Consider the following 23,302-nt stretch of genomic DNA (forward strand, 5'->3'; position numbering starts at 1 on the left):
TCATTTTGGATTTGTTGTTCCATATTGCTTCGATCCAATGGGGGTGGGTGCTGCCGCGTCAGCGGACGCTGCGGCCAAACAACCACGTCATCAAGGACGCATCCAACCCGGCTTCATAGCAAAACGCTTTGAGCCTGGCGCCTCCGGCGGGGTGTGTCCACCAGTAAGAGGCGCATGTTTGGGCCTGCAATGCCTTGCCGATGTCTGGCCAGGGATAGGATGCTCCGCGCACGACCGGACGCGTGGCCTGCTCATCGGCTGCTGGCTTGGGGTTCATCCCCAGAACAGACCATATGTCGGCACTGCCATCGTCCGGTGCGCAGGCCTCGACCGAGACGCTGCGCTCACGCAGTCCCGGGTGGTCAAAGCTTGCACTCCACTGGCTGAAAACTGCTTGCCACAGGCCGTCCATCATGGCTTTTGGCGCGCCTCGCTGCAATGCCGCGTGCAGCTGGTGGCCTGTGGCATGCACCAAGCTCGGCAGCTCCATCAGCACCGCTGTAGACGCCATGACGGATGCAGCTGGAAGCACGTAGGCCACCACAAAGGGGTACCTTCTGCCCACGCGATCAACGCTAGGGGCGAGGCAGCCCACCACCAAGGTCTCTGACCCAGACACCTTGCTGGGCCACAGCATGTTCCAAATCGGGCCTTGCTTGAGTTGTTCGCTCCAGACTTCACCGTACTGGGAACGACCCTGAAGCATGCCGGTTTGAAGCCATTCTTCCAGCAGGGTGCGATGGGGACCACGCTGGTGGCTCCAGAGGAAATCCCCATGGCTGGATAGCTTTCCGCCCCATACGACATCGATGGGGACTGTCTCCATAAAATACATGTCGGCCTCCATGCTCAAAACTGGCTGGGGCAGCTGAAACTTTGCATCTGCGTCAGTCTGAAAGGGTTGTGCACACTGCTGATTCGCACATCCAGCACCACCCTTTTGCCACCCACGACCGCTGCCGCAGTGAAGGATTCCGGTCTGGCGCTGCTCGACACGGTCAATTTGTCGAAAAAGCGGTGCAGCGCCCAGCTGCCATGGGCATTGACCGCGCTTTGCCCGCCAAACTTATCGGAGACCTGCAAGGACACCTGTTGCCTGCCGCCTGGCCCGGGCCACACGATGGTTTGGCTGATTTGGGGACCGTGGGCGTAGCGGATCACCGTGCCGTCTACATCCAGCGCCATGCTGGAGATGTTGGGGTCCATCTCCACCACCCTCACCTCCATGCGCAGCTTGGGCAAGGCATCGCCCTGGCTGAAAAAAACCTGGCGAATGACGCTGGCCCGCTGAAATGCGCTGAGCGATCCATGGCCTCCGGTCTGGCTGCCGTCAATGTTTCTTTTGAAGGTCCAGGTGGTGGTGTCGACGATGGAGGCGAGATGGCGATTGAAAAAATCGTCCATCAAGCCTGCGGGACCAAACAGCCGCGCAAAATCTTGCGGCGTGACATCATCCGCAGCTCTGGGATTGAGCGGATAGCGGCCACTGACTGCCCTGCGACAGAAATCACCGACGATGGCATTGAGATTGGCTCCGATCTGGCTGCGCACCAGACTTGTGGTCTGCTGGCTGCTGGTGGTGGCAATGCTGCCAATCATTGCGCCCAAAGGCGCTGGCAGCCGTGAAGCCTCCGTCCGTAGGCGAACCGCCGCGTCCGGCGGTGGCGGGGCGTTGCCCGAGCGCACGGCGGCGTCGGTGGCCACCAGGGTGCCGTAGTACTCATCCAGGGTTTTAAGCAATGCATCCAGTGGCATGCTGCCCTGGGTTTGTGCGCCCGGTGGCCCTACCAAGCGCCGCAATGGCTCAAAGTAGTGGTCAACAATCTGCTCGTCCTTGTCTTCCTTGCGGGTATGGGCAGCAGCGACCGGGCCAATCACCCTTTCGATGTCATTGCGGGTGTTCTTGATGCCTCGGCTGACCCGGTCCACCACGGTGGACGAACCCTTTTCTGCCTCGCGCAGCAAGGTGGTTTCTCGCACCACGCCGCGCAAGAAAAGCGGCAAAGGCGAATCCGGCGCCGACAGGACACTCAAGCGCTGGATCGAGCTTTGGAGGGAATTGCTGGGGATGAGCTGTATGTCCTGGATATATTGCGCCCAGGTCTGCTGGTACTCGCGCAGATACAGCAACCTCACTTCACGCACCAGCTTGCCTTGGGCCACGGCGGCCAACTGCGTCTTGATGTTCTGGGCCGGCAGCCCCAACACCCATCCTTCGTCGTCCGAGACCTCGGTGACCACGCTGCCCACCGATTTGTCCAGCAGATCCCAGTAGCCTTGGTAGGTGAAAAGCCCGGGGACCCCCCGGTTGAGGGGCTGGCCACTTTTGCGGACGAACACATTCGCGGCCTGCGGGCCAGACACATCGAGCAAACTGAACTCTCGCAGATCATTGTTCTGCAGGCGGCTGCGCAGGCGGTAGTAGGCGCGTTGCGCGGTCGACAGCGTAGAGAGCTTGGCGCGAACCTGGCCTACCAAGGCCTCGTTGATGGGAAACGGCGATACTGCCAATTTGCGGTTGCTGAACAAGGCGCCCACATGGCGGTCTATGCGTTCGGCGACATGGGGATCGGCATCGGGCAGCACAAAGCGTTTGAAATCAGCGCTCACCCATTGGCGCAAGAAGTCTGGCGCGTAGCGCCCGTTTTGCTGCAGCATCAAATAGGCTTTGAGCGCCTCGTACAAGTACTCTAGGTTGTCGACCGGCGGCTGCTGCAATTGCGCCTCCAGCCGTTTGGCGACAAAGGGCAGCAGCCCGTTGTCCAGCATTCGCTCGTAGGTCAGATCGGCAGCGGTCTGGACTTTGGCACCTTGAAACAGGCCATAGCGGTAGTCCAGCGGTGGCGCAGAGATGGGAAACTCCGGCAGATCCCCTACCTCCTCGATTTGGCTGAGCAAGGTCACCAGGCTTGCCAAGTCCCCCGCATGGCTGTTATGGCGGTCAACCGATTCCGAGACGGCGTCGGCATTGGCGCTGACGTGGTCGAGATAGCTGTTGTTGTTGCCCCAGCTGATCAGCCATGCCGCAATGCAAACGACCAGCAGCAGCACCGAAAGCGAGTAGCCCAGCACAGTCAAAAAGCGGGTGCGTCTTTCCCAGCCCAGGTTACGCCCCGCCAAGTGCGACTCGGGAAAAATGACTTTGACCAACAGGGCATGCAGAAAGTAGCTTTTGCCGCCATCGGGGGCGCGCGCAGTAAGTACCGTGCCCGCCTTCAAGAACTTTTTGCGCATGCTGCCCAGCACCCGATCGAACACGGTGCCCTCTTGCGTGCCACTGCAAAAGTACACACCGCGCAGCAAGGGCTGGTGGGTGATGCGAGACGGCGCAAACACAAACTCGGCGGCCTTTGCCACGCGCGCATGCAGGCCAGCGAATTGCTGCGGAAAAGCGTAGACATAGTTGCGCCGGCGTTGGTCCATCTCTTGCGCCAAGTGGGCGTTCTGCACGCTGTAGAGCGACTTCTCCAACGCAAGCCATTCCTCCTCGAACATGGCTGCGCTGGGCCGGTTGCCATTTGCGACTTCCGCATAGGGGAAAGTGAAGCCCCATACCTGGCTGCGCTGGTCCTTGCCGAAGCCACCAAAAAACTCGTGAAAGCCTGCAAGCAAATCAATCTTGGTCACCCACAGGTAGACGGGCAGCTCAATGGCAAGTACCTTCTGCAACTCGCCCAAGCGCTCACGCAATGCAGTGAGGTGCAGCACCAAATCCGCATCGGTAGAGGTCAATAAATCCGATGCACTCAAGGTCAGCATCACACCGTTGATGGGTTGGCGTGGCCGGTACTTTTTCAGCAAGCCCAAGAATCCTTCCCATTCATTCTTGTCCGCGGTTTCATTGCTGTCTTGTGTGGCGTAGCGCCCAGCGGTGTCGATGATCACGGCCTGATCTGAAAACCACCAGTCACAGTTGCGCGTACCGCCCACGCCTGGCAATGCAGCCTTGCCGTACTGGCCGGCCAGCGGGAAATCCAGCCCCGAATTCACCAGTGCCGTGGTCTTGCCCGATCCGGGGGCTCCCACGATCACGTACCAGGGCAACTCGTACATGAACTTGCTGCCCAGGCTGCTGCCTCCATCGCCTTTTATCCGTAGCGACTTCAGCGTTTTGGCGGCCTCGGAGAAACGGCCTTGCAGCTCCCGCACTTCTGCGCTGACCTCGTCAGGGCCGCGCTGACCTCGTCAGGGCCGCGCTGGGCGTCCACCGCATCGCGGAACTGGCCAATGCGCTCAAACAAAAAGCTGTTGATGCGGCGACGACGCCAGAAAGACACCAGCAGCCAGAAGAGGTAAAAAGCGACCAAGCCGGAAATACACCACCAGCGTACCCGCTCCGGGGCCAGTGGGCGGTAGTCCGCAAAGGCGAACAAGGGCCCTGCAAACCAGATGAACAGCGACAGCGCAACCAGTCCGACCAAGACCCAGAATGTGCGGCTGACAAAAAATTGGAGGAAACGTCGAATCCAGTACATCATTGCGCTCCCCCGGCGGACACTGCAGCGGGCGCTGCAAATAACACCACTTCCACCCGACGATTGCGGGCTCGGCCTTCTGCCGTCTTGTTGTCAGCCACCGGCTGTGCCTCCCCAAGGCCTTGTGCGCGAATGCGCTGGACCTGCACGCCACGCTGGCGCAGAAAATGGGCAACCTGCTCTGCCCGATCCTTGGAAAGCTCGTAATTCGAGGGATAGCGCGCAGTGCGAATGGGCTGGTTATCGGTATATCCACTGACCATGACCGAGCCGGGCTCGGCAGCCAATGCATCGGCAACGCGCTGCAGCACGGGCAAATAGGCCGGCAGAACATTGCTGGATCCGGAGGCAAACAGGCCGTCGCCGCGCAGCACGATCGTGCTGCGATCGGCTTCATCCTGCACGCTCACTAAGCCCTCCAGAATCTCGGGCTCCAGAAATCGCTTGAATCGCAAGGGTGCAGGTTTAGCGACGGCAGCCACCGGGCGGTTCAGGTGCAGTCCGCTGATCTTGTTGAACAGCGCGTCGGAGCGGCCTGCCAGAGAAAAAGAAAACCACAGATAACAAGCAAAGGCGATCAGTGCAGCCAGGCAGGTCACGACCCAGGCAGGTAGCATGCTCCAGCCACGTTTTTTACGGCCGCTGGCACCTTCCCAGTGAGGAGACAGGTGCTCGTCACTGCCTGCGCCCAGGTCGCGCAGTATGGTCCACAGCCGTTGGCGCAGGGTTTCCAGCTGCGCCCGGCCGTTGTCCACGACCCGAAATCGTCCCTCCAGGCCCAAGCAGATGCAGTAATACATGAGCTCCAGCAAGTCGCGGTGTTGCTGGGGGTTCTGCGCCAATTTGGAGAGCAACTGAAAGAACTTCTCACCGCCCCAGGTCTCGCTGTGGAAGGTGACCAGCAGGCTGTGGCGCGACCAGATGCCCGATCCGCCCCAGGGCGTCTGGGCCGCAGACTCGTCCAGCAAGGTGCACAGGCAGTAGCGCGCGCCCACGATGGTTTCTGATGCAACGCCCAGCTCTCGTGCCTTGCGCTCAAAGTCCTGAATCTTGCTGATCAAATACTCACGCAGTTCAGCGGTGCCGCTAATCTCCGCAGTCGTGCGAATCTGGGGCACCAAGTTCAATACCGGGTTGGCAGCCATGACCAGCGGGTTAGAGCCACTGACCACATCCGGCAAATCCAGAAAGGTCGGCGCGTTGCCATCCAACGGATTGGGGGCTGCCGGGTGGGCTTCGGTCTCTGCAGCAGCTTCTGCAGAAAACATTCCCGAGAGGGACGAGTCAGAAGGATTGGACACAGTTATCTTCTTCAATGCCTGTCTGCTGAGTGGCCTTAGACCGACCAGCAGACAGAAAGTTGGCGATCAGGACGGACGCCATTAACCGGGCGTCCTCGAATCGGCGTCTTCAGCCATCAAACGCCCTGCCGGTCTTGCGTTCGCCACGGGTGGCCAACTGCAAGCAGACGCTTGCGAGCTGCGGCATGCATCACTGCCTAGGGCTTGATGGCCCAAAACTCCATACGCAGGCCTGGAAAATCCCCCGCCACATGCATGGCAACACCGCCAGAGCGCTCCAGTTGGCCCCAGAGCTCATGGGTGGTATCGAGCTGGAAATAGTTGTAGTTGGCGTGGTAGGGAAGCTCGCGCGGCGCAATGGGCATGGGCTGCAGCCGCACGCCCGGCAGGTGCAGATTGACCAAATCGCGTATCTTCTCAACCGGGCCGATCTTGACCTGCGTCGGAAACCGCGTACGCACCACATCGGTGGGCAGATCGGCAAACACCGCCAACACAAAGCTGGCCTGTTTCACCAAGCTAGGATCAGGGATCATCCCTACGCGCACTCCGTATTGGCGCTCATGCAACTCGATCGGAATGGCGTTCTGCTCCAGAACCATCGACAGAGAACGCCGGATGTCATTCACCACCACCTCAAAAGGCTGGCTGGGCGCATCATGGTCGTACACCGGGTAGACGATGGGGCGGCGCTGCTCGCGCGTGAACGTGGAAAGCTCGCCAGCGAGCTCCAGCAAATGGCCGTATATGCGTTCAGGATGCAGGATCTGGTGATCGCGCAGATGCGTGATTTTGGGCTGCCAGCGATTGATGATATTGAGCATCATGAAATCACCAACCTCGGCGATCCCACCCCGCCCAGGCTGCTGCACACGCATGGCCAGGGCCTCAGCCCGTTGCAGCAGCAAGCCTGCAATATCGTCCACCATGGCATGCAGCAAGCGGCTTTGTCCATAGGCGATCGAGGGTGGAATAAAACGCGCATCCAACACCACCGTACCGTCATTGCGCCGCTCCGCCACATGCACCGCACCCAAGCGCAGCCAGCTGTCGCTGAGATCAGCGGCCGCAATGAGTTGCGCTCGCATGTGCGCCACTTGTGCGAGCGCTGGCTCCCCTGCTCCCTCGTTGGAATCGACTAATTCAGCGTCCTCAGCGGTATAGCGGGCCAGTGCCTGGGCATTGGTAAAACCCAGCTCGGTGGCGGATGCCCGCCGCATGGGCAGCGCCAAATAGATAAGCTCATCCTTGCAGGCCTTGTCGACTTCGAAAGGCTCGACACCCACATCCTGCCCAGGAAAGCTAAACGGGGTGCCATCTGGAAAAACCCCCACAGCACTGAGCAAAGCAATCTTGCCCAGCGCGAGGGCCTCGACATCCAGTACCAACTCTCGGAAGCCCCAAAAATAAGGCTCCGCAGCCAAAGCTCTGGCATGGGAGAAAAATTCCAAGTAACGCTCTTGCTGTTGAAAGTGCTGAGGACGCAGAAACATGCCCTCTGACCACACGACCTTGCGATTGAACATAGTGTTGATTACCTCGCCATGCCTTAAAAAGACAAACGTATGCCACCAGGCGCGCTGGGCAGGCTGGGTGCGTTGCCTACAGGAACTGGCACCTGCGCTACGTTAGAGCTGACGGAGAGCTTGTTGGGGCCCACATAGACCTTGATGTAGGAGGATTCAAATGAAGGGCTGAATACGGAGAAGCGCCCTATTTCTTTGGGCGCCGGCAGCGGTGCAATCCCCCGCCATACGGCCTTGTCCAAGTCCCGGTACCCTACAAAGACACCCAAAGCCCGCTCGTCGTTGGATGCTTTGCCCACTAGCACTTTGGCTTCACCAGGTTGCAACATGAACACCTCCTTGGAAACCAGCTCTGATGCCAGGAGTTGGGCATCTTTCTCGTACAGACCAAAAAAATCACTGTTATTGAATGCAGTGATGCCTTTGAGACGGTAGATCCTGACCTCTACGGGCGTTGGCAGTCCATTGCGATCAGGATTGAGCTTGTCGTCCGCCGTGATGACGACGGTATAGGGTGCGGACACCGTGGGTGCTGGCGCAGCGCAACCAGCGATCCACAGCGCGGTGGCAAGCATCAAAAAGGAATTTCTCATGTCTATAACATCTTCTATTAATTGATAGTTATTGATAGATGATAGTTATTTTGCCAGAGCAATGCCCGTCTGTGGCGCAGACTGTCTCAATACAGCCTAATTTTGCTAAATTGGTCAGATTTCGCAGGGGTCGGGAAGGTGTTACTGCCGGGCTGGCCGTTGCTGGCATCGTGTGCAGGGGCTGCGAGCGGCCGGGTGCGCCCGGCTACAAAGTGCGCAAAGCACTTGCAGTCTTGGGCTTTGGCTACAGGCCTGCATAGCGTTGCGAAAAGCGGTTGAACAATGCTTGTGCTGAGGGCCGCTGAGGCGCTCAACAAGCCACAGATTTGTGGCGGAGACTGATCGCCCACTTGGAGGCATCAAGCTACAAACAGCAGAGGCCTACGTCGACTCGCTTTAAAAAGACGTACCAAGGCGCGTGTTAGCGGCTCTAACACCCTGCAGTTGCTTGTAGCTGGGGTGCGGCCTACGGTGTGCCGCTGCTGCTAACGGATGTGCTGTGCGGGCTTCAGCGATGCGGTGATCCCTGCGCTCCGCATGCCATTGGCTTGCAGCCCTCACAGAGACGAACCGGGCCATGCGCTACATCCATCTTTCCCAAAATCAGGCGCGCTCGTGGCTGCGGCAAGGTTCTCGCCTGGAGCAGCAGAAATCAGATCTGGCAATTGTTTCTCCAGTGATTAGCTGCTTGTGGTCTTGAGTTCACCAGAGATGCAATGCTGAATTAGAAAATTTGCTCATTGAGCCTATGTCCATCTCAAATGAGTTATTGCAGAAGATTTTTTGAATGTAGCTCATATCTATAGAATTGATTCTTCTCGCCAAAGTAAAAGAACTCTTTGGCATCTCCTTTTTCAAACTTACTGTCATAACTTACTTGAATTAGTTTTTCGCCGGACGACGTCACTTGGTCAAAATTGATATTTTTAATCTTGGGCTCTTTAAAATTTCCCATTTTTTGTTTTATATATTAAAATCATGGAGATATTGATTTAAAGAGGTGTTCATACCGCTGTATTTTTTTATCCAATTGTAATTAGATTTATAATCTTCAGCATTGAAATTTAAGTGAAATTGATTGGCGTAATTGCTGTAGATTTCGACACAGTCTTTTTGGGCGCATCCAGCGGAAAGGCTTGCGATGATGAGTAAGATGTATTTAAACATTAAATTTACACAGTTTAATCCAAGAGAATGTTAGGTATCTCTGTTAAGTAGCTTTTCAGAGTAAATCTCGTGCCTGTATAAAGTACCCGATTCTGAGAAATAAAAAAACTCTTTCGCGACACCCAGCTCAAAATGGCTATCCAGGGATAATCTGACCAGCTTTTCACCAGAAGAAGTAGTTTGTGTGAAATTCGCATTCAATAGTGTAGTACTTCTCATGGCACCCAATCTCGATTTAACGAACTCAAAAGTCTCTTGATAGTCGGATTCTGATGCATCCATGCCGGTATTTTTCTGTAATATCCGGATATTTATATAATGCTTACCGCTATTGTAGTTTGCATGAAAAAGCTTGGTTTTTTCAATATAGTCATCCTCTGTCATGTTCTTGGTGCAGGCCGCTAAAAATGCTGCGATAATAATTAAAAGAACTGATTTCAATATGTTCATTAATATTTTTTAGCGCTCAGACTATCTAGCATTAGAAGTCAGTCCACCACAGCATTGAATATAGTAAAAATGGATTCAAACTTGCTTCTGTAATTCTATTTCTGCTTGACATATCTTAAATAAAATCCATAGATTGCAGTATCTGCAAATATAGGCAGCATTATATTTAAGTAGTTATTTAATCTATTATTCTCTTTTGATAAATAATCATATACGCCAATCATTAAAATAAACAATACCATTTGAACGATCACAACAATGCCTTGGTTATCATCATTCAGACAAACATTCAACACTAATGCAACTAGAAATATCAATCCAGCTATCGCAAAATTCAAGAGTAAAAATTCCCCAAGAAAGTGCAGATACAGAAACAATGTAACTGACATGACAAGGTTAATATATCTGAGCTGAACAATATTTCTATTGAGATCTTGGATTTTTTTATTTAATTCATTCAAATTGGTATCTCCCCAGGATTTTTCATGTTTTCTACCTTGCGTTGAGTACATTGCGCAATGAAATTTTAGTATTCGCCGGTTTTCTTAGAGAATATTCAGCAGCTATTTACAATGCAGTTTGCGTCACAATCTAAAATAAAGATAAAAATCGTTGTTTTAGATGTGTACTAGCACCCCCTGTTCGTATGTATTAATCGTTGTGAAGCACAGCTAAGACTTGCTACTTGAGCATTGGCTCTAAACTTTTAACATTGCTAATTTTGCGTTTCCGCTTTAATACACAAGTGGATTAAGGCATGTCAGAAAATAAATTTAGATGGATCGGTTATTTCATAGCGAAATAAAAAGCAACCACCATCTACAGCAAACGATATATAGAAACTCTCCACAGATACACCTTTGTCAAATTCGCTCATGAACGAAACACTAATGAGATGGTTATTTATTTTCTTGTAATTGAACAATATGCTATTTTTGCGTGAGCCTAAAGCGGTCTTTATTTTAGTTATGAATTTATTGAATTCTTTATGGTTACAGATTTTTTAATTTCTGCATTGAAATTGTTGTTGTATAAATCTGCTATTTCTCCTGAGGAGATTTTGTCTTGGAAGTCTCTTGCAGCTATTTTACTTAATCTTATCTCTCTTTCACTGATGACGTAAGCAGAAGCGGGGTTCATAAAAAATAAAACAATAAGAACATAGAGAATTCTCACTATATAACTTTCATATAACAAATGTACGCATATTGCATTTGTAAGACGCCTATGGAGCAACTTCTATTTTGGGATAGCATGTATAAGATTCCTTGCTCTCAGGAAGAATCGCTTTGAGCCGCATGTGGGTGGGGTTATATTCTTTGAATAACTTGAATAGCCCGGCATCCGCCGTTCCAATCATAATCATGTCATCGTCAATATTCCTAGCAAAAACTTGGCTGCGGTATAAGATTTGATCGCGAAGTATTTTATTTGAATAAAGTTTTGAATCCTGCGTCAAAAAGGCATTTTTTGTTGAAAAATTAATGAGCTTTTCCAAGCTGCCATTTTGTTTGGGTGTCGATTTTAAGTTCATGGTGCCAATTGATATGGAAATACCTAAGCCAACGCTGGTGAAATTATTATCTTTATAAAATCCCAACTCCATGCTCCAAATATATTCTGGATGAGATTTTTTATACCATTCCCAATATTCTTTCTTCTTAACAATTGGAAACCCTGCAGCAAAGCTATTTTCATAATAAATTGCATCGCATTTGCTTGAAATGGCCTCATCATTAGCAATAGCATTGGTGCATAATAATGCAGCTATAAAAATCAGATTTCTCTTTATTGTCATTTTTAATTTTTTGATATTTTTACTATTGCGTCAGTATAATTTGTGACGTCTGCTATTGCAGCGTCCCTAGCACCGTCCAACTCTGGGTAAAGTAAACGGGATCTATGGGGAAACTTTCTCAAGTTTTGGATAACATACATATGACTCATCGCCTTCCGGAAGAATCGCTTGCAACCTCATGTGAGTAGGATTCTGAAATTTCGAAATTTTAACGGCCTCTATATTTTGTGTTCCCAGCATTATGAGCTCTCCAGTGATTACTTTGGCTGAGATTTGAGATGAGTACATAATTGAATTGTTTACTGATTTCATTTTGTAGAATGGCGATTCCTTTGTTAAAAATGCATTCTTTCCAGCGAAATCTATGAGCTCGTTGAGAGTACCTTCTCTCCTAGGTGTATTTTCCAAATTTGCGGAACCTATTGACGCCATGAATCCAAACCCATTCCCTCTAAATTTTCCATTTTCATAAAATCCTGTTTCTGCTACCCATGCATATTCGGGCCTTTCTTTTTTATACCATATCCATTTATCTTTATATTTTATCAACGGAAATGCAGCGATGATGCTATCTTTAATATAAAATGCTCCACATTTATCATCTGTCATTGCTGATGCATTAAGCGTGATTAAAGGAATCATAAATAACACGAATCTTTTGATGTTCATTTTCTTGCTCCAGATCTGTTCCTTAGAATTTTGGCACCTATGTCTGCCAAATCCGAAAAATCAGCTGTTGAAGCGGAGCCCGCACCTTGAATTTCTGGAAAGTAATAGGGCGTCTCACAGGAATATCCTTGGGGTAGTTCAGATGACTTCCATACGCCATTAGGTATATAGTCTTTCGGGTATTTCACATCTTTTCCTGGCTCTCTATCATTAGGCATGCAACTGAGCTTATTTTTACTCCACTTTTGGCAATACTGAGAATATTCGTAAGGGCTTAATTCCTGCCACGGCTTTTTACCGCTTGCTGCCCCTCCAATATCATATTGCGGCAAGGATATTGTGTTGGCCGTCTGGATGTCCAGATCAGCCTGCGGGTAGGTTTTATCGAATACTAGGGCTGCCTTTTGCGAGCCGCCGTTCCTTGTTCCCATCGAAACTTTCTGCAGTCCTATCGAGTCGTAAAATGAAATTGGATTTATAGGATATGCATAGATATTAAATCCCCCAGCCAGACGAATGGGATCTTGATTAAGATAATTTCCAAGCAGCGACTCATAATACCGATGCCGGTTGTAATAAAGCCCCGTCTCTCCATCCGCATGCTGCCCCGGCAGCCGAATCGGCTGGTACAAGTCAGCGGGGTTATGCTCCGCCCGCACATTCCCCCAGGCATCTAATTGCACCGCCCAATCCAGCCGGCTGTCTTCCCGAATCAAGGCATTTGGCGTTGCCAAGTGGTCGCACGAGTCTTTGTGAATCTCTAATTTTTACGCGGCTTCTTTTTTGGGGCCCTCACCTTTGGCTCGTAGTCCTGCAGTTGCTCGCGCGTAAAGGCTTGCACATCTTTGGACATGGACATAAAGGCGAAATCCTGTGGAAAGGATAAATTAAGTGCTTTGGTGTCGCCAAGGACACTTTGCCTCGTGATAATGGATAGATTGCTTGGCAATATAAAATATTAATTTGAGTGAGTGAGTCCTGAGGGGTTCAGCTGCACTTAATTTATTCAGTTGAAGTTTTGCACCTTCAAAAGCCTCTATAACTTTAATTCACGCCCACTGATATAGTTTTTTAATCTATTTGCCGCTAGTAATGCATGAAGCATCGCAGAAAAAATAGAGAATACAGCAATGAAAATACTGTAATAGATTTCATTGGGGTCTGATAAATAAACTGATTCTGCTACATTTTTTGGATTAAACTTTATTTGGATTGGCTTATTGTCCTTTTGACGTGCAGTTAATTCATATATTTGATTATTGCTGATGTCAACTTTTTCAACCGCTGTGGTGCCTATTTTCGAATTGGTGTAATAAACTCCGTCCACTTTATAACTGTACTTTATCTGCACAAGATTCTTCTCAACTGAAAATTCCTGAATGGATGCGTTAGTTTGGTGCCAGTGATAAATCTTTCGATAATCATTCAAGTCAGTAAATGAAATCTTCAGAAGAATAAATGTTGAAAGCGTGCCAATAAAAATAACAGTTATTCCGGCAATACCTCTTGGCCAAACGATTTCCGTTGCAAGATCAAGTTGATATTTATATTTATTCACATTTAGGCTCGCATGTAAGACACGGAAGTTCAGTTTGATTGCCAAGCTGAGCTCCAGCAGCGCCTTGACCAATCGATTTGATAGACAAATTTGATTGCAAGGTGTCTTTAAGAGCATTATCATAAACTAACTGAGGCATTGGCTGGCCATCATACGGCCTTACACCCATCCAACCTTTTGGTGGGATCCAAGGCATTTTATTTATGAATGCCCCTCCAATGCCTCCGCCTGCAGCACCCATGGCTCCATTAATGACTGCGCTTTGCACGTTTATTGATTCATTATTAATAACTCCGCCGCTGACATACTGAGCAACTCCAGCCACTCCCCCGACCCCCATTGCGCCTATCGCACTGGTCCCCACAAATGGCATTGCCGCGCCTCCAGCTGCTCCCCAAAAAAATCCGTTAGCAATATCTCTTCTGTTAACTCTACATTTTTTATCAATGAATTTTTGTTTTACATAATTTGCAGCTCCACCGGTTACGCCTCCTATTGCAGTGAACAGTGCTATAGCTATTAAGGGCGGAATTAGTCCAGTAGGGTCATATGTATCGAGGGGTTTACTCCACGAATAATTTGATTTGTTTGAACCACCGTTCAAGCCTATAGGGTCTTCATTTATGTAAACCCCTAGATTCGACTCATAATATCGATGCCTGTTGTAATAAAGCCCCGTGCCCCTATCCGCATGCTGCCCCGGCAGGCGAATCGGCTGGTACAAGTCATCTGGGTTATGCTCCTCCCGCACATTGCCCCAGGCATCTAATTGCACCGCCCAGTCCAGCCTACTGTCCTCCCGGATCAAGGCATTGGGCGTGCCCAGGTGGTCGCACAGGTAGTGGCGGATCTCTACCTTTTCTGCGGCTTCTTTGCGTTGGTCGCTCACCGTTTGCTCGTAGTCCTGCAGCTGCTCGCGCATAAAAGCCTGCACATCCTTAGACATGGAGAGATAAGCGATGTTCTGGGGCAAGGAGGCGTTCAGCGCCTTGATATCAGCAAGAGCGCTGCGCAAGGCGTCTTGCACCACGCCTGGTGAGGTGTTGGCCAGCAGTGCATCGCCCAGGTCTGGTTCAGCTTTGGTGGCTCTGCGCAGTTGGATGAGTGGGGTGAAGGATCCAGGCTCGTAGATGGTGTGGATGACTTCTGGTTGGGCAGTGCCTTCGTTGTCCTTCACGTTCGCGCTGTTGAACCGCTCGGTATGGATCAAGCGGTCGCCATCCCAGCCGAAGTAATCTGTTTCGCTCAGGTCACCTGCTTCTGAGTTGGCCGGCATGTTGTATTTGGCTAGTCGCCGTCCAAAGGCGTCGTAGCGATACTGCTGGGCGGTTTGTTTTTCGTTTTCTGTGACGATTACTTGCACCAGCTGGTTTCCTCTGTCATACGTCAGCTCTAGCTTGCGGCCCGTGGCCTCGTCCAAACTCTGCACCCGGTTGCCCCGGCTGTCGTATTGGTAGTGGATCTTCGCGCCTGCGCTGCTAGCGTCTTCCTGGTTCTCGTAATAGGCCACGCGGTTGCCGGCCCAGCGTTTGCTGGTGTGCAGCGGCTGATTTTGAGTCGGGTCAGGGTCAGCTTGGAGCGGATTGAAGTCGCTGCGCAGCAGTTGCTCTTTGCTGATGGGGTTGGCTTGTGCAGCGGCACGTTGCTGGGCGCGCAGGCGGTCGGTTTCGTTGAGGTGGCCGGTGATGTGGTCTGGGGTGACGGTCTTTGTCTCGGGGCCTGCGATGGGTAGCCGATTGCCTGCCGGGTCAAACTGCCAGCGCTGGGATCCGGCGTGCGGCGTGTGCGCGCCTGTTAGGCGCCCTGCCCCGTCGTAGGCAAAGCGGCTGATGCCGGCGTGGCTGCGCATGCCGACCATTTGGCCCAGGCTGTCGTAGTAGTACTGGCGGGCGCTCATGGCGCCTAGCAGGGTTTGCGGGACGCGGCTGGTATTGCCTGCGCCCTGGGATGCCCCTGGGATGGAGAGCATGTCATCCAGCGCGCTGCCTTGCTCCAGGCCCAGCCACTGCATGGTTTCCATACGCCCAGCTGCATCCCAGCTGAGCTTGCGGTAGAGGGGTTTGGCGGTGTTCTCGCCGGGTGTTGCGCTATTGATGTCGGTGAGGACTTGGCGGTGGACTTCTCGGTGCAGCGCGTCGCGTTCGAAGTTGACGAGGCTCTCGCCTTGCCAGGTGATGTCGTGCACGTGGCCCGCGCCGTAGAGTAAATAGCCCACTTCGCCCAGGCCTTGGAGCTGGCTGCCTTGGCGGTTGCCCAGGGCATCCAGCTGGTGGCTAATGCGGTGTTCGAACTCAACCTCGGGGACAAAGAACGGGTCTTGCAAATCACCCGAGGTGGGGGTTTTGTAGAGACGCTGGACTTCTCCGATGACCCGGCCTGCAGCATCGCGCTCGATGACTGCCTGGCTTTGCAAGATGCCTTCTTGGGCTGGATGGCGGCTTGGGCCTTCGCCGTCGTTTTCTCTTTGGTGCCACACGCTCGCCTGCAGCAGCTCCCCCACCTTGCCCCATTCATAGCGTTGGGTGGTAGCGGGCAGCAGCTCAGTTGCTGGCAGATGGCGGGCGGCGAGTTGACCAGTCACTGTCCATTCGTAGTGGCTGATGTGCGTAGCCAAGCTTTGCTCTGCAGCCCAGCCGTCTGAGGATTGCGTGAGCTGGCCGGCGGCGTCGTACTCGTAGCTTTGCACCCGGGCGTCAAAGCCTGTTTCTTGCGTCAAGCGGTCCATCACATCCCAGCTAAAACGGGTGTGCTCGCCGTTCTCATTGGTGAGCTGGGTCAGGCGCCCTGCTGTGTCGTAGGCAAAGCCCAGATGCTGGCCTGCGTGGCTGCGCTGCACCAAGCGGCCCCACAGGTCGTAGGCCATTCGCACACTGGCGGCGGTGGTGCTGACGGGAGTTTTGCCGTCTCTGTCATTGCTACGTCCCGCTTTGACTTCTACCACCTGGCCCTGCGCGTCGTGCTGGTAATGCTCCGTGCTCCCATCAGGATAGTGCACGGCCTGGAGCTGGTCTTGCTCGTCATAGCGATAGCGCACCCGCTCGCCCAGCGCGTTGGTGAGCGCTTCTGTCTGGCCCCAGCGGTTGTATTCGTAGTGGGTGCTGTGGCCCGAGCAGTCGGTGTAGCTGGCGGTCTGGCCGGTGGGGGTGTAGGCGATATGTTTGTCGCGGCCATTGGCATCGGTGATGCGGATGGGCTTGTCGGCGTTGGCGCGGATCGCCAGGTCGGTGGGGGTTCCGGTGATGTCGGGGTAGTGGTACTGCTCGCTGCTGCCACCCGGCAAGGTCACCCGGGTCATGCGGCCGTGGAAGTCGTACTCGTAATGGGTTGTGCGGCCTGCGGCATCCGTACTGCTTTGCAGCAGGTTGGTGGTGTCGTCAAAGCGTTGGCTGCTGCGCGATCCGTCTGGGCTCTGCGTTGCTAGCAGCTGGCCCATGGGGCTGACGGCCATGTATACGCTGCGGCCCAGCGGGTCTGTCACTTCGGTGAGATGGCCGTATTGGTTGTACTTGCGTTTGATGGTGCTGCCATCAGGCCGGGTGTGTTCTACCAGTCGCGCCAGGCCGGCTTCGCCTTGAAAGATGTACTTGTCTACCCGGCCCAGACTGTCAGTCACCACGCAAGCTCGCCTTGGCTGGCCATCTACCTCCGGCAATACCTGGTAGTCAAACCGGTAGTCCAAGCCTTCTTGGTTGCGCTGCTCGATCGCCTGGCCACCGGGCTCATAGCGGTCATACGCATAGTGGTGCTCCGGCCCGCTGCGCTCTTGGTGGCCAATCATCAAATGGTTGCGCCAGGCAAAGCGGCGCACCACTTGGCCGTGGCGGTTGGTGACGGAGATCAGGTCGCCTTCGGCGCTGTAGCTGTACTGCACCAAGGTGATGGACTCGGTCTGCAACATGGGGGTGGAAGGGTCGCGGCTGAGATCCACCCGCGCCAGGCGCACGCCGCTGTCGGCTTGCCAGAAGAAGTGCTGTTCTTCATCAGCGTCTTTATGGTGAAAGTGCTGGGCATCCTGCGCGGCAATCGCCTGCGTGTAGTGCAGCTGGTAGCCACGGCTCACGCCATCGTCGATCGCGGTGATGCGCTCCTGACCCAAAACTTTGGACCAGTGGTAGCGCTGGGAACGGCCCAGGCGGTCTACCTTGCCCAGCAGGATCCAGTTGGGATCGACCTCCGGCTCGGTCACCGTGACCGACTTGCCAGCGGCAAGTTGCGCCTTTATCGCCTTGCGCGCCGCTTCAATCGCCTGCCAGTTGGCGGGAGCAAACACCCAAATCGTGTCGCCGCTGCCATTGGCCGCCAAGATCAGCAAATCGCCGCAGGCCATATCGCGCCGAATCCAAGAGAAGCGCCCGCGCCACCACAAAGGCGCCTGCTGGCTGCGCGGTGGCGGGGCTTCAAAACTATCTGCTGCACCGGGCTCGGTGAACTTGGCAGCTCCCGTCATGGAGGCCAGATCTTGTGCGAGATTGCCCGGATGCGTGCCCGAGCGCAGCAGCCAGATATCTTCGCTGGGGCTGTAAATAGACTCCCCAGCGGAAAGCGCATCGAAAGTAATGGTTCGGCCCTGGCTGTCATGCAGCAAGGTTGCGCTTGCCTCCACCTTTATCCGCAAGTCCGTTGGAAGGCCCCAGCCATAGCCCAGCACTCCGCAGTGGCCGCCATGCTGCGCGTTGACGTAGCTGCTGTACTGGCGCTGCCAGACCACAGGCATCGCGCCGGGCAATGCGAAATCTAGATCAGAAGAACCGGACAGGACCTTGGCACCCAGCTGCGGGTTGACGGGGTTACCGACCGCCTTGCCGCCCGGGCAGACGGAACACGCCACCCCGCCCTGGGTACCTATCAGCACGGTGCGCGAGCCTGTCACGATCCGCGCGTATTTGACTTTGTCATCGATGCGGGCTGCTGCTTTTCCACTCATGGTTGAATCCAATTCATTTGAAATTTTTTAGATACGTACAGAGACGCTTACAGACACATAGGGATGGGGGGCCGTAGTGGGTCGGCGCCTTACAGCAGGCAAGCCCGCTGGGCTGCGGAACGGCTGTACACCCCTTTGGCGACTACCTCTATGCTTTGGCCCTGGCTGAGGTTGCGATAGACCTGGTTGCCGGTGCTGGGGAAGCTGGCGTGTGTGATCCAGTCCCCGCGTTGGGGGGCATGCCGGTCAAACAGCTCGAAGACGGCGTATTGGTCGGTGTCTTCCAGCCTGGCGGCATACATGCCGCGATCCGTGTGTACTAACTCGACAATGGCTTTCATGGGGTGGCTCCCCGGTTCAGCAATTGATACGCACCAGATCAGAGAGGATCTGAATGAGCTCTTTGTTCAAGCGAACGCTGCTGGAGCCGCAGGAGAGCAGAATTTCTTCACTGGCACTGATTTCAATCTTCTTGGCTGTGATTTTTTGCGTCTCCTCCACGGTCAATGTGTCGCTTTTGACGGTGGTGGTACGCGGGCCGGTGACTACCTCAGTCTTGTCCAAGGCACTGATTTCAATGCGTTTACCTCCCACAATGGAGCTATGGGCCAGGCCAACGTTCTCCGAATGAACCATGCCGACGTTAAAGTTGGACAGCAGGCCAACCTTCTCCGACCGAATTTGACCCACGGTGATATCCCACTTTTTCTTGATCTCGTCGGTCTCGTTTTTGAGGACTGTCTTGGTACGGTTCTGTTTGATCGTCACGTCCTCGTTGCGGTCAACAGTGCGGGTGCGGTTTTGGTGCACGGTGATGGTTTCGTTGCCGTCGACCGTCTCCGTGCGGTTTTTGTGGATGGCATTGGTCTCATTGCCGTCAACGGTTTTGCGCCGGTCATTTCCCACCCACTTGTCTTCGTCGTTCTCTACCTCGGTGAGCTGGTCTTTTTGCGCATGCAGCCACAGCTGTTCCTGGCCTTTTTTGTCTTCAAAGCGGATGGCGTTGGCATCGCCTGCACCGTCTTTCTCCCCGGCTCCGGGGGCGCCATCCTTGCTGGAGTTGGTCTTGATGCCGGACTGGGTTTTATTGGCTGGCAAATCCCAGGGCGGCATCTGCATGGCGTTGTAGACCCGGCCGGTAACGATGGGGTGGTCGGGATCACCGTTGAGAAAGTCGACGATCACCTCTTGGCCGATGCGTGGGATGTGCATGCTGCCGTAGTTGCTGCCGGCCCAGGTTTGCGAGACACGAATCCAGCAGCTGGAGTTTTCGTCTTGGGTGCCATAGCGGTCCCAGTGGAACTGCACCTTGATGCAGCCGAAGGTGTCGGTGTAGATTTCCTCACCCGCCGGCCCGGTGACGACGGCAGTTTGGGGCCCTGTGGTGTTGGGCTTGGGGGTGATGCGCTGGCTGCGATAAGCGGTGGTTTTTGGCACTACGCCAAAGCTGATGCGATAAGTGGTGGGACTGTCAGTGCCGCCACGGCTGCCGCTGCCCGAACCGTCACTTCTGCGCACGTTCTCTTCAAACCGGTAGAGCGCTGACTCGATCAGATACTCTTTGTTCTGGTCCGCGCGAGGGTATTTTTGCAAGCTGCACAGATAGCCTGGTGCGATGTTTCTGGCATTACCCTCACCGTGGGCCACTTCGCGCTGCGCTTTTTGTTGCTCGATACGCACCCGTGCATAGTTCTCACCATCCTCAAGGTCCTTATAGCCGCCAGGCCAGTTGTAGACCTCGCGGCTGTCTTCGGTGTGACCAGCCGGCTGGGCTTGGCGGGTGTCCAAGACTGCTCTGGGCTTGGTGAAATCGTAGTCGTCTGCGATGAAGTAGCCGGACGCAATATCTTCCGCAAAATTCCAGGTGTCGATGAAGTCTTCATCCTTCACATGGGCGGCTCTGTCACCGCTGTAGTAGGGAATAGACGTCGCGCCATTGGGCAGTGGGCTGTGCGAGCCGACATCATCGCCCAGCACCAGGCGGTGGCTTCCCATGCTGTGCGCGAAGAAAAAGTACGCACCTTCCATCTCTAGCAGGCGTGAGACGAAGTTAAAGTCACTCTCACCATACTGGACGATGTAGTCCCAGCTGCGATAGTTGCCGATCAGCTTGTTTTCTATCGTGAAGCCATAGGGCCCCAGCACTTCCTCGACGATCTGAGGAACGGTTTTGAACTGGAATATCTTGTAGTCCGAACGTTTGCTCGCATGCCAGAGCCAGGGCCTGAGCACCGCTTCATAGGCAATGTAGTTCCCATCTCGGCCGATGCTGCTCCACTGCACCACCTGGCCGGACATGTAGCGTTTGCCAGAGCCACCGATCTCGGTGGTGAGGTCAACTTCAATCGTCATGTCCTGACCCAGCAGGCTCTTGGCGTCAATCGCTGGGTTCTGGCTGAGCAAGCGAACCCGGTACTCAAACAAGCGCGAGATCTGCTCGTTGCCTCTGAGCGAGCGGAACTCAAGCTGATCGCCCAAGCTGCAGTGGGCGGTGAAGGTGCGGCTCATAGTCCCAGACTCCTATTCAAAAAGTTGTCCTGATACATCAATGCTATCAAAAGTATTGTTTCGATAAATTTTAGCAAGTATGATAGCTAAAAATTCATGAAAACGACTATCGATAGCATTTAGCGGTCATGGAAATTGATGCGAATTGCAACGCAAGTGGTTGATATGTATTTCTTATTTTGATTTGTCAAACCATTCGGGAGCGGAGATATGACAACGAGCATGAACATCAAGCAGCGCTTGGCTGCTAGAGGTAAAAGCGGGCAGAAATTCATCGCTCGCAATCGTGCGCCACGGGTGCAGATCGAATACGACGTGGAGGTGTACGGATCAGAAAAAAAGATCCAGCTGCCTTTTGTGATGGGTGTGATGGCAGATTTATCGGGCAAACCTGCTGATCCATTGCCTGAAGTGGGAGATCGCAAATTCTTGGAAATCGATGTCGATAACTTCGATAACCGGATGAAGGCGATCAAACCCCGGGTCTCGTTCCAGGTTCCGAATACCTTGACGGGTGACGGCAACATGGCTATCGACATCACGTTTGACAGCATGGATGACTTTTCCCCAGACGCTGTGGCCAGAAAAGTGGACTCGCTCAATACCCTGCTGGAAGCGCGTACCCAGTTGGCAAATCTTTTGTCTTATATGGACGGTAAATCAGGTGCTGAAGACCTGATTGCCAGGGTGCTCAACGATCCAGCACTGATGAAAGCCTTGTCATCTACCCCGTCAACCCAAGCACAGCCAGAGGGAAAACCTGGTGAACAAGAGTAATACCTACGCACGGCGAACAACCCCCACCCAAGGAACAAAGCATGGCGAATACTGAAAAACTGGAATCAGGCCAGACGGCAGTTCTTGAGCATGATGCTTTTGCCACGCTACTTACCAAAGAGTTCAAGCCTAAAACCGACCAGGCCCAGGAAGCCGTGATTTCGGCGGTGCGCACCTTGGCTGAGCACGCCTTGGCGCATACCAATATCATCTCCAGCGATGCCTATCGCACGGTGGAAGGCATGATTGCTGAGATTGACCGCAAGTTATCCGAGCAGATCAACAAGATCATCCACCACGAGGATTTTCAGCGCCTGGAAGGCAGTTGGCGGGGCCTGCATTACCTGGTCAACAACACCGAAACCGATGAAATGCTGAAGATCCAGGTCTTCAATATCAGCAAAAAGGAACTCGGGCGCACGCTTCAACGCCACAAAGGCATTCTTTGGGACCAGAGCCCCATTTTCAAGAAAGTGTACGAAGCGGAGTATGGCCAGTTCGGCGGCGAGCCGTTTGGCTGTTTGGTCGGAGACTATTTCTTTGACCATAACCCGCAGGATGTGGCACTCCTGACCGAGATATCCAAGATTTCCGCATCGGCGCACTGCCCGTTTATCGCCGGAGCGGATTCGAGCTTGATGCAAATGGAGTCCTGGCAAGAGCTGGCCAATCCACGCGATCTCACCAAGATCTTTGGCAACACCGAGTACATCAAATGGCGGGCCTTGCGTGACTCGGACGATGCCCGCTATCTGGGCTTGACCATGCCACGGTACCTGGCCCGCCTCCCCTACAGCACCCGCGACAACCCAGTTGACGGTTTCGATTTTGAAGAAGATACCGCTGGCGAGAAGCACAACAATTTCTGCTGGTCCAACTCGGCTTATGCGATGGCGACCAATATCAACCGCTCGTTCAAACATTACGGCTGGTGCACGTCGATACGGGGTGTGGAGTCCGGAGGGATTGTCGAGGATCTGCCCGTGCATATTTTCCCCAGTGACGACGGGGGAGTCGATATCAAGTGCCCTACGGAAATTGCCATCAGTGACCGGCGTGAGGCCGAGCTTGCAAAAAATGGCCTGATGCCATTGATTTATCGCAAAAACAGTGATGTCGCAGCATTCATTGGCGCCCAGTCATTGCAAAAGCCTGCTGAGTATTACGACGCAGATGCCACCGCAAATGCCAATCTGTCGGCACGCTTGCCTTATCTCTTCGCCTGCTGCCGTTTTGCGCATTACCTCAAATGCATCGTGCGCGACAAGATTGGCTCCTTCAAAGAGCGTGACGATGTCGAGCGCTGGTTGAACAACTGGATCATGAACTATGTCGATGGGGATCCAGCCAATTCATCCGAGGGCATCAAGGCGATGAAGCCGCTGGCAGCTGCAGAAGTAGTGGTGGAAGAGATCGAGGAAAACCCGGGCTACTACGCCGCCAAGTTTTTCTTGCGGCCCCATTACCAGCTTGAAGGTCTTACGGTTTCTTTGCGTTTGGTCTCCAAGCTTCCGTCGGTAAAGCAGGCCATGACCTCATAACCGTCTCTTTGTTTT

General features: G+C 53.5%; 18 protein-coding genes. 2 read left to right on the top strand and 16 right to left on the bottom strand.

The genetic code is table 11. The annotated features are described in order from the left end of the window. Window positions 1–58 precede the first annotated feature (58 nt). From tagF to M2375_RS05825, 16 genes are all read right to left on the bottom strand, one after another. The gene (gene tagF / locus M2375_RS05750; RefSeq protein ID WP_259164505.1) at window positions 59–847 is read right to left on the bottom strand and encodes a type VI secretion system-associated protein TagF; all 789 of its coding nucleotides are present in this window, start codon (window positions 845–847) and stop codon (window positions 59–61) included. 2 nt (window positions 848–849) lie between these two features. Next, a complete protein-coding gene (gene tssM / locus M2375_RS05755) occupies window positions 850–4,149 on the bottom strand; it encodes a type VI secretion system membrane subunit TssM (protein ID WP_259164506.1) in 3,300 nt (1,099 codons plus the stop codon). After that, window positions 4,104–4,475, bottom strand: coding sequence for a hypothetical protein (locus M2375_RS05760; RefSeq protein WP_259164508.1), 372 nt, complete (start codon window positions 4,473–4,475; stop codon window positions 4,104–4,106). The genes tssM and M2375_RS05760 overlap by 46 nt, the downstream gene beginning before the upstream one ends. Further along, a complete protein-coding gene (locus tag M2375_RS05765; protein WP_259164509.1) occupies window positions 4,475–5,776 on the bottom strand; it encodes a DotU family type VI secretion system protein in 1,302 nt (433 codons plus the stop codon). Before M2375_RS05765 ends, M2375_RS05760 begins: the two co-directional genes overlap by 1 nt. Before the next feature lie 197 nt (window positions 5,777–5,973). Further along, window positions 5,974–7,302, bottom strand: coding sequence for a type VI secretion system baseplate subunit TssK (tssK, locus tag M2375_RS05770; RefSeq protein ID WP_259164510.1), 1,329 nt, complete (start codon window positions 7,300–7,302; stop codon window positions 5,974–5,976). A 23-nt stretch (window positions 7,303–7,325) separates the two neighbouring features. After that, complete coding sequence (gene tssJ / locus M2375_RS05775) at window positions 7,326–7,895, bottom strand: type VI secretion system lipoprotein TssJ (RefSeq protein ID WP_259164511.1); 570 nt, start codon at window positions 7,893–7,895, stop codon at window positions 7,326–7,328. A 1,197-nt stretch (window positions 7,896–9,092) separates the two neighbouring features. Then, entirely contained in the window at window positions 9,093–9,512 is a 420-nt protein-coding gene (locus M2375_RS05780) for a hypothetical protein (protein WP_259164512.1), read from the bottom strand. 95 nt (window positions 9,513–9,607) lie between these two features. Then, a complete protein-coding gene (locus tag M2375_RS05785; RefSeq protein ID WP_259164513.1) occupies window positions 9,608–10,024 on the bottom strand; it encodes a hypothetical protein in 417 nt (138 codons plus the stop codon). Between the two features lie 454 nt (window positions 10,025–10,478). Beyond that, window positions 10,479–10,652 (bottom strand): hypothetical protein, encoded by a 174-nt coding sequence (locus M2375_RS05790; RefSeq protein ID WP_259164514.1) that lies wholly within the window; start codon window positions 10,650–10,652, stop codon window positions 10,479–10,481. A gap of 85 nt (window positions 10,653–10,737) precedes the next feature. After that, on the bottom strand, window positions 10,738–11,310 hold the full coding sequence (locus M2375_RS05795; RefSeq protein ID WP_259164516.1) for a hypothetical protein: 573 nt from the start codon (window positions 11,308–11,310) through the stop codon (window positions 10,738–10,740). A gap of 102 nt (window positions 11,311–11,412) precedes the next feature. Then, window positions 11,413–11,979, bottom strand: a complete 567-nt coding sequence (locus M2375_RS05800) for a hypothetical protein (protein ID WP_259164517.1) — start codon at window positions 11,977–11,979, stop codon at window positions 11,413–11,415. Beyond that, the gene (locus tag M2375_RS05805; protein ID WP_259164518.1) at window positions 11,976–12,713 is read right to left on the bottom strand and encodes an RHS repeat-associated core domain-containing protein; all 738 of its coding nucleotides are present in this window, start codon (window positions 12,711–12,713) and stop codon (window positions 11,976–11,978) included. The genes M2375_RS05800 and M2375_RS05805 overlap by 4 nt, the downstream gene beginning before the upstream one ends. 302 nt (window positions 12,714–13,015) lie before the next feature. Beyond that, window positions 13,016–13,582, bottom strand: coding sequence for a hypothetical protein (locus M2375_RS05810; protein ID WP_259164519.1), 567 nt, complete (start codon window positions 13,580–13,582; stop codon window positions 13,016–13,018). Beyond that, complete coding sequence (locus M2375_RS05815) at window positions 13,530–18,461, bottom strand: RHS repeat-associated core domain-containing protein (RefSeq protein ID WP_259164520.1); 4,932 nt, start codon at window positions 18,459–18,461, stop codon at window positions 13,530–13,532. The genes M2375_RS05810 and M2375_RS05815 overlap by 53 nt, the downstream gene beginning before the upstream one ends. Before the next feature lie 89 nt (window positions 18,462–18,550). After that, window positions 18,551–18,802, bottom strand: a complete 252-nt coding sequence (locus M2375_RS05820) for a hypothetical protein (RefSeq protein WP_259164521.1) — start codon at window positions 18,800–18,802, stop codon at window positions 18,551–18,553. A gap of 16 nt (window positions 18,803–18,818) precedes the next feature. Beyond that, window positions 18,819–20,969 carry a type VI secretion system Vgr family protein gene (locus M2375_RS05825; protein WP_259164522.1) on the bottom strand — a complete coding sequence of 717 codons (2,151 nt, stop codon included), beginning with the start codon at window positions 20,967–20,969 and terminating at the stop codon, window positions 18,819–18,821. A 222-nt stretch (window positions 20,970–21,191) separates the two neighbouring features. Between M2375_RS05825 and tssB the strand changes: the two genes are divergently transcribed. Then, window positions 21,192–21,746, top strand: a complete 555-nt coding sequence (tssB, locus tag M2375_RS05830; RefSeq protein WP_259164523.1) for a type VI secretion system contractile sheath small subunit — start codon at window positions 21,192–21,194, stop codon at window positions 21,744–21,746. A gap of 41 nt (window positions 21,747–21,787) precedes the next feature. After that, window positions 21,788–23,287 carry a type VI secretion system contractile sheath large subunit gene (tssC, locus tag M2375_RS05835; RefSeq protein ID WP_259164524.1) on the top strand — a complete coding sequence of 500 codons (1,500 nt, stop codon included), beginning with the start codon at window positions 21,788–21,790 and terminating at the stop codon, window positions 23,285–23,287. Window positions 23,288–23,302 lie beyond the last annotated feature (15 nt).

Source organism: Comamonas sp. BIGb0152, from assembly GCF_024809975.1.
Lineage (GTDB): Bacteria > Pseudomonadota > Gammaproteobacteria > Burkholderiales > Burkholderiaceae_C > Comamonas.